This is a genomic window from Mesorhizobium sp. M2C.T.Ca.TU.002.02.1.1, assembly GCF_003997225.1.
On the sequence record NZ_RZTO01001082.1, the window covers coordinates 1 to 1681 of the forward strand.

The window sequence follows — 1681 nt, forward strand, 5'->3', positions numbered from 1 at the left end:
AACTGGCCCTGTTGCAGGCTCATGGCGAAATGGGGCAAGGTCGCCGTGTAAACGAGCGACGTCATGGCCCTCCGAACGATCTTGACTTTCCTGCTTCTGATATCCGCCGCAGGCGGCGCCCGCGCCGATTTCGCCGACGGCAAGTTGCCGGACGGCGTCTATCACTGCGAGGTCTACCTGCTCGGCCTGTTCCTCGATCTCGGCGAGATCACCATCAAGGGCAGCCTCTACAGCGGCCCGGTGACCTTCGGCGCTCCGCCGCCGCCTTACAACTACCAGATGAACCCCAATGGCGAGATCACCTGGCTAGGTCCGCTCGGCGGCTACACCAGCGGCGGCAATTCGATCTCGATGACCCAGGCGACGCTGGACGACCCGAGCGGCCCCTCCTTCGACATCATCATGAAGCAGCAGGACGGCGCCTTCACGGCCTCGACCTGCACCAGAAGGTAGCCCGCAGGTTCATATAAAAAAGGCGCGGAACCCTCACGGGTCCCGCGCCAGCAGGCAGTCGGGAGGTCAAATAGTTTTGGCCGACATCTGGGCTGCGATGTAGTCGGCCTGGCGGATCGCCAGCGTCACGATGGTCAGCGTCGGGTTTTCCGCCGCGCCGCTGGTGAACTGGCTGCCGTCGGAAACGAACAGGTTCTTGATGTCGTGCGACTGGCCATGCTTGTTGACGACGCCGTCCTCCGGCTTCTCGCTCATCCGGTTGGTGCCGAGATTATGGGTCGAGGGATAAGGCGGCGTCGGGAAGGTCCTGGTCGCGCCGACCGCGGCATAGAGCGCCTGGCCCTGGCTGTAGGCATGGTTGCGCATGGCCTCGTCGTTGGGATGGTCGTCGAAATGGACGTCGGCAATCGGCATGCCGTGCTCGTCCTTCTCATCCTTGTGCAGCGTGATGCGGTTCTCCTCGCGCGGCATGTCCTCGCCGACGATCCACAGGCCCGCCATATGGTCATAGTGGTCGAGCGCCGTGGTGAAGGAACGGCCCCAGCCGCCCGGGTTCAGGAAGGCCGCCATGAACGGCAGGCCGAGCGACAGCGTCTCCATCTCATAGCCGCCGACGAAGCCGCGCGACGGATCGTGGCGCGCCTCGTCGCGGATGATGCCGGCCATGGTGGTGCCGCGATACATGTGCACCGGCTTGTCGAAGATGGCATAGACCGAGCCGGTGGTGTGACGCATGTAGTTCTTGCCCACCTGTCCCGACGAGTTGGCAAGCCCGTGCGGGAATTTGGACGACTCCGAGTTGAGCAACAGGCGCGGGCTCTCGATCGAATTGCCGGCGACCGCGACGATGCGGGCCTTCTGCTCCTGCAGCTTGCCGTCCTTGTCGGCATAGACGACGCCGGTCACCTTGCCTGAAGCGTCATGGTTGATCTTGATCGCCATCGAGTTCGGCCGCACCTCCAGATGCCCGGTCGCCTCGCCCTTCGGGATCTCGGTGTAGAGCGTCGACCATTTGGCGCCCCATTTGCAGCCCTGGAAGCAAAAGCCGGTCTGCTGGCAGGAATTGCGATCGTCGCGCTCCACCGAATTGATGGCCATGTTGCCGGTGTGGCATTCCTTGTAGCCGAGCTTGTCGGCGCCGGCCTTGAGCACCTTGAAATTGTTGTTGCCCGGCAGCCGCGGCCAGTTGTTGGTGCCGGTCACACCCATCTTGGCCTCGGCCTTGGCG

2 protein-coding genes are annotated in these 1681 nt (G+C 63.6%); one reads left to right on the forward strand and one right to left on the reverse strand.

The features are described from left to right. Positions 1-63 precede the first annotated feature (63 nt). Entirely contained in the window at positions 64-453 is a 390-nt protein-coding gene (locus tag EOD07_RS33560) for a hypothetical protein (RefSeq protein WP_127238270.1), read from the forward strand. A gap of 66 nt (positions 454-519) precedes the next feature. On the opposite strand, the gene EOD07_RS33565 is transcribed toward EOD07_RS33560, so the two are convergent. Then, a partial coding sequence (locus EOD07_RS33565) for a GMC family oxidoreductase (RefSeq protein ID WP_164772801.1) occupies positions 520-1681 on the reverse strand: 1162 nt, incomplete at its 5' end.